This is a genomic window from Arthrobacter humicola (genome assembly GCF_039531445.1).
In the GTDB taxonomy this organism is placed as follows: Bacteria; Actinomycetota; Actinomycetes; order Actinomycetales; family Micrococcaceae; genus Arthrobacter; species Arthrobacter humicola.
In genome coordinates this window covers 137,767-145,915 of the sequence record NZ_BAAAQB010000026.1, presented here as the reverse complement: position 1 = coordinate 145,915, position 8,149 = coordinate 137,767, and the positions used below count along the sequence as shown (strand labels likewise).

4 protein-coding genes are annotated in these 8,149 nt (G+C 70.0%); all 4 read right to left on the bottom strand.

Annotated features, from left to right (window positions below; genetic code table 11):
• Positions 1 to 787: 787 nt before the first annotated feature.
• The 4 genes from atzF to ABD243_RS09425 are packed head-to-tail and all read right to left on the bottom strand — an operon-like array spanning position 788 to position 8,080.
• Entirely contained in the window at positions 788 to 2,713 is a 1,926-nt protein-coding gene (gene atzF, locus ABD243_RS09440; RefSeq protein ID WP_344364708.1) for an allophanate hydrolase, read from the bottom strand.
• A complete protein-coding gene (gene uca, locus ABD243_RS09435; protein ID WP_344364706.1) occupies positions 2,710 to 6,522 on the bottom strand; it encodes an urea carboxylase in 3,813 nt (1,270 codons plus the stop codon). Before uca ends, atzF begins: the two co-directional genes overlap by 4 nt.
• Entirely contained in the window at positions 6,519 to 7,202 is a 684-nt protein-coding gene (locus ABD243_RS09430; RefSeq protein WP_344364704.1) for an urea amidolyase associated protein UAAP2, read from the bottom strand. The genes uca and ABD243_RS09430 overlap by 4 nt, the downstream gene beginning before the upstream one ends.
• Positions 7,199 to 8,080 (bottom strand): urea amidolyase associated protein UAAP1, encoded by an 882-nt coding sequence (locus tag ABD243_RS09425; protein WP_344364702.1) that lies wholly within the window; start codon positions 8,078 to 8,080, stop codon positions 7,199 to 7,201. The genes ABD243_RS09430 and ABD243_RS09425 overlap by 4 nt, the downstream gene beginning before the upstream one ends.
• Positions 8,081 to 8,149 lie beyond the last annotated feature (69 nt).

Here is an 8,149-nt window from a genome sequence, read left to right as displayed (position 1 = left end):
TGGCACACTATTGAGTTCTCAAACAACAGACACACCCGGCACCACCACAACCAACAAACAGTCGCGGATCGCTCCGGAGCAACTTTTCAAACTTACCCGATCTCGGGAGCGTTTGCAAATTCGCATTTCTGCGATCTACATTCTCTCGAGAAGGTCCCCACCCTTATTCGGCACGCTAATTTGCGAACCATTTTCAGGCTGTTTAGAAGGGGGTCGGTCGCTTTCTTTCCGCATCAGCGGCGGCGACTCGAATCACTTTACACGCCGGGAGGACCCTGCACAAATCGGCTCGCAAAGGTGTCCCCTGGCGTCATATTCCCCGGATCCACGCGGAATCCGGCCGCATCACCGGCCCTTCCAAAACCCCAAAGACCAAGCCTTGCCCCTATGGCCTGCGTCACCTACTCCGTGCCCGGCGCCACGATAGCGTCGGGCAGCGGCTGCCCGACGCGTCGCTCCAGGGCTGCTTAAGCCTCGGGTGTTGACGGAACTGCGGAATACGTGACGTCTCCCGGCAGCAGCCAGCAATACTGCAGTTCCGCGTCACGGGTGGAGGCCGTCACCTCCCCTGCGGGACGCGGGGCTGACGTAGCGCGCATCGCGGCCCACCATGTCCTAACGTTCAGCACTTCCGTTCCTTTCGATCGATATTGCGACGGGCTCGAAGACCCGGAAAGTCAGGACCAGCCGGCCGTGCAGACCTCCGCCGGGCCGGCCCCCGGGAGGCACTCCCCCGGGCGGCCCCATGAAGCCTGCCCCGTGAATCTGGCCAAGTGCCGACTCACGGTTACCTCCTTTCGGTACCCGGCTGCATCCCTCGTGTGAACCCGGTCAGCAGCACGTCGGCGAGGGTGCCGCGCGATCCCTGACTTCGCGATCTGTCCCCCCGGGGTTCCTGACCGCGCGGTCCCTCACCAAGCACTTCCAAGTCCGGATCCGCCTGCCCGGCCGGAGAGGCGGCCATCGCAACCAGCCAGTCGCCGTACCTGGTGATGTCCGTGCCGTTCTTGGCGGCGACCGCGTCGCAGGCAAAGCCGACGGCGCTGGACCCGTCGCTCAGGCGTACGGAGCCAAGAAGCATCGGCTCGGGCAACGCCGCCAGGAATTGACCCAGCGCCGCTTCGGAGAGAAGCCAGCGCTCGGCCACCAGTTCCGCCCCGTCCTCCGAGCGGTACACGCCGGGTTTGGGTGGCTGGGTGTCCAGCGAGACCATTCGGTAGCGTGCGGCCGTGCGTACGTGCCCGGCCCAGGAGGCTCCCAGGGTTTCGAGTTGGTGCGCCAGCGGCTGGCCCTTGCGGTGCGCCCCCACCACAACCAGGGGTACCGAGGACGCGCCGGCACGGACGGGCCACGGCTTTCCCGCGGGCAACTGCCGGGAAGGAGCGGCCCCGGCCGCGAACAGCGTCGGGGGCGGCGATGCGGTCTCAATCGTGCGGGCGATGTCGGCCACCACGGCGTCGTCGAACGTGCGACCCACAACGGTGAGCCCGAACTGGGCTCCCTCCACCTCTCCCGCGGGTACGGCAACGGCACACAGATCGAACAGGTTGCAGAAATTCGTGTAGGTGCCCATGCGCGAGTTCACGCCCACAGGGTCGGCCGCGACGTCCGCCAGGCTCGGGTGGAACGGCGCGGTGGGGACCACCAAGGCATCGAATCCTTCCAGGAGCGCCATCGCCTGCCGCTTCAGTCCGTCCAGCCGGGCGGTGTCCGCAACATAGCTGGGTGCCGGCACTTGGCCGGCGCGGCGGACGATTCCGGCGACCGTCGGATCCAGCCCCGCAGGATTTTCTGCAGTGTCGCCGGCGGCGTCAACGAAGGCCCCGACGGCCGCGTAGCGTTCGGCGACGAGCCCGCCGTCGTACAGCAGACGCGCGGCCCGCAGGAAGACCTCGAACTCGATCGGCTCGGCGTCCACGCCAGCGGCGTGAAGCCTGGCGATCTGTCGGCCGAATTCAGCCGCCCACGTCTGCGGGAGTTCCGGAAGGCTGGACGGATAGGCGACGCGCGGCCGGTCGGGCGCCGCGAGCCGGACATCGGCGGGCCACGGGCGAGACCCCCCGGCCATAATCCCCATGGCCAACTCAGCCGAGCCCAGGTCCCTTGCGAAAATCGTCACGGCGTCCCAAGAGCGGCACGCCGGCACTACCCCGGCGGTGGACACCACGTCCAGCGTGGCTTTGATGCCGACGATCCCCTGGAGCCCGGCGGGGACGCGCCCCGATCCCGCGGTGTCCGTGCCGATGGCGATGTCCGCCAGCCCCAGGGCCACGGCCACGGCGGATCCCGAGCTGGAGCCGCCGGAGATACGGTCCGGGCGCCGCGCATCGCGGACCGCCCCGTGCGGGCTGCGTGTTCCCACCAGCCCGGTGGCAAACTGGTCCAGGTTTGTTGCCCCCACAACCACCGCGCCCGCCGCCCGCAGCCGGGCCACCGCCTCCGCGTCCCGCGCCGGGGTGTAGGCGAAGCCGGGGCACGCCGCGGTAGTGTCAATCCCTGCCACGTCGACGTTGTTCTTCACGGCAAGGAGCAGCCCGGCCAGGGGCAGCACCTCGCCCGCGGCCACCGCGTCATCAACGGCCGCCGCCTCGGCCAGCAGTTCGTCCGCGCCCCGCACGGTGATCCAGATTTCCGGCCGGCCGGAGGCTTCGATGGCGGCCAGCGCCGCCCGCACCCGGGCGGTCGCACTCGGTCCTTCAAACGTCGTCCTCATACTGTGGCCTCTTCCAGTTCCTTGGCGTCCAGTTCCTTGATTAGTTCCTCCGCGGAGGTCTCCACAGGCAGCCCGAGAACCACCAGGGCTTCGCCGCCCACTACCTGGGATCCAGCCACCGGCAGCACCTGCTGGACCACACCGTCGCACGGGGCGGCCAGCACCGTTTCCATCTTCATCGCCTCCAGCGACACCAGCGGCTGGCCCCTCACCACGTGGTCCCCCGCGGTGACATCCACCTTCCACACGCTGGCGGCGAACGGCGCGGAGACAAGGGTGCCGCCGTCGGGGACCACCAGCTCTTCAGGCTCCGGGACGACGGCGGCTGCCGCGTCCGCGCGGTCGAACTCGCCGGCGTCGGCCCAGGCCTGACGTTCGACGGCGAAGGCCGCCGCCTGCTGCTCGCGGAACACAGCGATGGACTCGCTGTTCCTGGCGAGGAAGTCCTCATGGTCGGCAAGGGAAAAAGTGCCGTCTTCGATTTCGACGCCGCGTCCCCTGCCCGCGGCCATGTCCGCCCGCAGGTCCAGCAGCTCTTCCGGGCTGACCGGGTACCAGGAGATGCGGTCGAAGAACCGCAGGAGCCAAGGCGAACCCGGTTCGAACGGCGCGGAATCGGCGTAGCGGGACCACACCTGGGTGGTCCGGCCCACGAACTGGTACCCGCCTGGCCCTTCCATGCCGTAGATGCACATGTAGGCTCCGCCGATTCCCACGGCATTTTCCGGCGTCCAGGTCCGGGCCGGGTTGTACTTGGTGGTGACTAGGCGGTGGCGGGGATCGAGGGGTGTGGCCACCGGGGCGCCCAGGTACACGTCGCCCAGGCCCAGGACGAGGTATTCGGCGTTGAAGACCGTGTCGAAGACATCGTTCACGGACTCCAGGCCGTTGATGCGCCGGATGAACTCGATGTTCCACGGGCACCAGGGGGCGTCGTCCCGGACGCCGGCCATGTAGCGCTGGATCGCTTCGCGGGTGGCCGGATCGTCCCAGGACAACGGCAGGCGGACGGTTCGGCTGGGCACCACCAGCTCTGAACTCGCCGGGAGGGCGGCTTCGATGTCCTGCACCAGGCCCAGGAGGCGCGGGGCCGGGAGCACCGTCGGGTCGATCTTGATCTGCAGGGACCGGATCCCGGGTGTGAGGTCCACGATCCCCGGCATGCGCAGCTCTTCGAGGTGCTGGTGCAGGGCGTGCACGCGGGCCCGCAGACTGAGATCGAGCACCATGTCGCCGTATTCCACCAGCAGGTTGTCATCGCCGGAGCGGCGGTAGGTGACCGCGGGCCGTCCGGGCCCTTCCGGCACCCGGCCCAGCACGCCGTCGTCGCCGTCTCCCCGGCGGATACCGGCGGACGGCAGGGCCGTGCCAGATTTCAAGACGCCGGCACCGGCTGTGGAACGGGACCAGCCGGCGTCGCCCGGCAGCACCAGCTGCCGCCCCGATCCCAGGTCCTTGGCCGACGGTGCCTGGCGGGCCTCCACCGGCACGAATCGGACGGTGTCGCCAGGACGGAGCTGGCCGAGCTTCCAGCGGTCGGCCGTCACCACCGTCACAGGGCAGACGAAGCCGCCGAGGCTGGGACCGTCCGGGCCGAGCAGGATGGGGGTGTCGCCGGTGAAGTCCAGGGCGCCCACCGAATAGGCGGTGTCGTGGATGTTCGACGGGTGCAGTCCCGCCTCGCCGCCGTCGCTGCGGGCCCACCGCGGTTTAGGCCCGATGAGGCGGACGCCGGTGCGGGCGGAGTTGAAGTGCACTTCGTAGCGAGCGGCGTAGAGGTCCTCGATGTCCTCGCGCTGGAAGAACTCGGGGGCGCCATGCGGGCCCTCCACGACCGTCAGTTCCCACGCGGAGGTCAGCATCGGCCTGCTGTCCGGCGGAACGGGACCGGCCTGGCCAGGCGCTGCCGGCGACGGATCCTCCGCGGCAGGGTCCGCGGCAGGGTCCGCGGCAGCCACCGTGGCAGTCTCCGGGGCCACGGCGCGGAGCACATCCCCGGACCGGAGGACGCGGCCGCCGTGGCCGCCGAACTGGCCCAGGGTGAAGGTGGACGCGCTGCCCAGGTATTGCGGCACGTCAAGTCCGCCCTGGAACAGGATGTAGCCGCGGAGCCCGGACCCTTCGGCGGTGCCGACGTCGAGAGTGCCTCCTGCGGGCACCGTCACCGGTTCCCAGGCGGGCACGTTCGCGCCGTTCACGGTGAGCGTGGTGTCGGCGCCGGCGATGCACACCGTCGTCGCATGGGTGAAGTGCAGGCAGGGGCCGGTCATGGTGAACTCGAGCCCGGGTGCGCCTTCGGGGTTGCCGAGTGCCTGGTTGCCCAGCCGGAAGGACAGGTCATCCATCGGGCCGCTAGGCGGCACGCCCACCTGCCACAGCCCGGCCCGGCCGGGCCAGTCCTGGACGGAGGTCTGCAGGCCGGGCCGCTCCACGGTGATCCGGGGTTCCGGGTCGCCGAGGTCGTTCAGGGTGCCGGTGGAGTGGGTGGCGTCGCGGACCACGTCTAGGCCGGTCACGGCCCGGAGCATCCCGAGGTTGGTCTCGATACCGTCGATCCGGGTGGCCTTCAGCGCGGCGCCGAGCCGGTCGAAGGCCTGGTTCCGGTCCGTGCCGGTGGTGATGATCTTGGCCAGGAGGGGATCGTAGTTGGTGGAGACCTCGCTGCCGGTTTCCACCCAGGCGTCCACGCGCACGCCGTCAGTTCCGGGGTAGGCGGCGTTGGTGACGGTTCCGGAACTCGGCTGGAAGTTGCGGGCCGGGTCCTCGGCATAGAGCCGGGCTTCGACGGCGTAGCCGGAGACGGGAATGCTGTCCGGGCGCCCGGCCAGCACGCCGGCGGCCTCAGTCCCGCCCTGGGCCAGCCGGAGCATCCATTCCACAAGGTCGACGCCGGTGACGGCCTCGGTGACGGGGTGTTCGACCTGAAGCCGGGCGTTGACCTCCAGGAAGGACGCTTCCTGGCGGGCCGGGTCGTAGACGAACTCAACGGTCCCGGCCGAGCGGTAGTCCAGCGATCCGCAGAGCGCCCGCGAGCTACGGTGCAGTTCGTCGCGGAGCGCGTCGGGCAGATCCGGGGCGGGCGCCTCCTCCAACACCTTCTGGTGCCGGCGCTGCAGCGAGCAGTCACGGTCGCCCAGGCTGACTACCCTGCCGTCGCCGTCGCCGAAAATCTGCACCTCCACGTGCCGGGCGTGCTCGACGTAGCGCTCGGCGAAGACGCCGGCGGTGCTGAAGCTCGCGCCGGCCAGCCGCGCCACCCGAGGGTAGCTCTCGGTGAGCTCATCCTGGGTGCGGCACACGGTCATGCCGATGCCGCCGCCACCGCCCGTGGCCTTGAGCATGAGCGGGAACCCGATGTCGCGGGAGGCAAGCACGGCCGCGTCCACGTCCGGGAGCAGGCCGGATCCGGCGATCATGGGCACGCCGGCGGCCCGCGCGGCGTCCCGTGCAGTGTGTTTGGTGCCGAAGATCCGGAGTTGTTCCGGGGTGGGTCCCACGAAGACCAGCCCGGCGGCCTCCACGGCCTCCGCGAAGCCGGCGTCCTCCGAGAGGAAGCCGTAGCCGGGGTGGATGGCGCCGGCACCCGTGCCCGCGGCCGCCGCCAGCAGGGCCTCGACCTTGAGGTAGGACTCCTTGGCGGGGGCCGGGCCCAGGAGCACGGCCTCATCCGCCAGCCTGACGTGGCGGGCGCCCCGGTCGGCTTCGGAGTACACGGCCACGGTGCGCAACCCGATTTTCCGGGCGGATTCGATGATGCGGCAGGCGATTTCGCCGCGGTTGGCGATCAGCAGGGTGTCGAAGCGGTTCACAGGGCAGCCTCCGGGCGGGTGACGATCATGCGGACGGGCGTGGGGTTGAAGCCGTTGCACGGATTGTTGATCTGCGGGCAGTTGGAGACCAGCACCAGGGTGTCCACCTCGGCCCGGAGGGCCACCCGCTTGCCCGGGGCGGAAAGGCCGTCCACGATCCCGAGGGCTCCGTCGGGGTCCACCGGAACGTTCATGAACCAGTTGATGTTGGAGACCAGGTCACGCTTCCCCAGCCCCCAGCGGGACCCCTCGATCAGGAAGTTCTCCACGCAGGCGTGCTGTTCGCGGGTGTGCTGCCCGTATCGCAGCGTGTTGGATTCCTGCGAGCAGGCTCCGCCGATGGTGTCGTGCACGCCGACTTCGTCCGCCACCACGGTCATGAGCGGCAGGCCGGCGTCGGAGCGGAGCACGGAGCCGGTGGTCAGCACGATGGAGCGCTGCGCGGCGAGGGTGACGGCGGCGGAGTACCGCACGTCCGTGTCGTCTGCCGCGTAGAGCAGGCAGTCCACCGCCTGGTTGCCTTCCAGATCTACGATGGTCAGGACGTCCCCGGCGCACACGACGGCGGACCAGGGACCGCGGGCTTCGACGTATTCATCCAGGATGACGGCGCCGTCCGCGAGCGCTGTTTCGCTGGCGGTGGCGGCCGGGGGTTTCAGGGTTTCAGTGGCGGTGTTCATCGTGCGTTCCTTGCCATGAGGTCGTGGTCGGTGTTGTTCAGGGCCTGCCGGTGTTCGGGGGACAGTGGTCCGGTCAGGAGGCCCTCCGCGAGCAGGCCGAGGTCGTCCGAGGCGTGCCAGGCGACGACGTCGACGGCGGTTCCGCTGAAGTCCGGCCGGGGGTCCAGGGGGTGGGCGGTATTCGCCAGGAGCACCACGGCGTCCATGTGCAAGAGGATGTCGACGGCGGCACCGGCGCCGGCGGTACCGGCGAACCGGATGCTGCCGTCCGGGTCAACCCCGATGCCCTTGAACAGGGAGAGCGACGGCGCCACGTCCCGTGCGCCCAGCCCCTGCTTCAGTGCGGCCAGGGTCAGGAGTTCCCGCCCGGCGGGCGAGCTGCTGTGGGCGGTCCCGGCGCCGTAGCGGGCAGTGTTCCCGGCCAGCGTGGTGGTGCCGGTCAGGGCATCGTGGCGGGCGGAGGTATCGGCCACGATCGTGGCCATCAGCCGGCCGGCGTCGGAGAGCAGCGGGTGTCCCGCCGTGGGGTACGCCTGCCACGGGACCTTGACGGTGTCCGCCACGTTGAGCCGTTCGTGCAGAGCCCCGCTCCGGTAGAGCAGGACCTGGACGCAGGCGTCGCCGTCGGTGTCCGTGAGCCGGATCCGGGTTCCGCGGGCCAGCGGCAGGGCGGTGTAGCGGCCGAAGGCCACGGATTCGGCCCAGCTCAGGCGTTCCTTGGCGGCCTCGGGCAGGCCGGCGGTGTACCGCGCCGGGGCGGAGGCGGCCGGGACGTGCCGCATGGTGTCCGCGGTGCGGCCGTGCTGTTCCCGGGCGTGCGCGCGGGCGCCTGAAGTGGTGGATGTGGCGGTGGCTGGTGTTTCGGTGGTGTGTGTCATGTCAATCCTGGAGTGGGGCGTTGAGTGGCGCGGGCAGACAGTCAGGCGGCCTGGGAGTCAGGCGTTGCG

What these genes read in the sequence shown, in the direction of transcription:
- atzF (WP_344364708.1), bottom strand. Translation starts at nt 2,713, where the DNA reads ATGAGGACGACGTTTGAAGGACCGAGTGCGACCGCCCGGGTGCGGGCG.
- ABD243_RS09430 (WP_344364704.1), bottom strand. Translation starts at nt 7,202, where the DNA reads ATGAACACCGCCACTGAAACCCTGAAACCCCCGGCCGCCACCGCCAGC.
- ABD243_RS09425 (WP_344364702.1), bottom strand. Translation starts at nt 8,080, where the DNA reads ATGACACACACCACCGAAACACCAGCCACCGCCACATCCACCACTTCA.